General features: G+C 54.4%; 1 protein-coding gene and 1 pseudogene. Both read right to left on the bottom strand.

Going from position 1 to position 645, the window contains the following annotated elements:
• Nucleotides 1-258, bottom strand: a pseudogene (locus ACTJKF_RS31400) (virulence factor); the annotation flags it as partial.
• A 2-nt stretch (nt 259-260) separates the two neighbouring features.
• Nucleotides 261-645: effector protein Tle3 domain-containing protein (locus tag ACTJKF_RS31395; RefSeq protein WP_440629016.1), on the bottom strand; the 385-nt coding region annotated here is incomplete at its 5' end.

The following is a 645-nucleotide window of genomic DNA, read 5'->3' as shown; positions in this document are numbered from 1 at the left end:
GACTGCTGGCGTTGCATTCTCTGTGTGCTCACTAGCAGGTGTGGCTTGAGCCGAACGCATCATGGCCGTGGTGAATAGAAACACCATGAACGCGGCCAGGCCAGGTACGGCAAAGAATCGTTTCATCCAATCTCCTATTTCCAAATGAGCCGGGTCGGGTTGTTCTATGTGCGCCATCAGCGTGGCCATGAGCACGGTGGTGATGAGCCATGTCCAGGCAGCGACGACGGCGCGTCGCGGCCAGGTAGCGATCAGCATTTTCAAATCACACCCCCGACCTTCAGGTAGAACTCGCCTGCACGTTCATCCGTGATCGCGTCAGGCTTCTTGCCTTCACTATCCTCGGCATGTACCCATTCATGAATCGGTAGTCCTTCAAGTTGGCCGCGTGAAAAATATTCGGAGTACTTTTTGCTTGGACTATCGTCAGAAAGACCTTTGCTCATTCGCCAATCCGCCTCAATTCTCAAGTCGTAGAGTTGATCGGGCGTCAAATAGCACAGACCAATCGCTGCGTCGTACGCAAGCGCCTTCTCGGCATGCTCCGGATTGGTCATCGTTGTGGAGTGATTGGTCGGGCTATTAGTCGCACCACGATCGAGCCAGTCGACGATCTGCTTGTCGCGCCATTCCTTGTAGCCTTCC

This window comes from Burkholderia sp. 22313, assembly GCF_052045245.1.
GTDB lineage: Bacteria > Pseudomonadota > Gammaproteobacteria > Burkholderiales > Burkholderiaceae > Burkholderia.
This window is presented reverse-complemented; position numbering and strand designations above follow the sequence as displayed.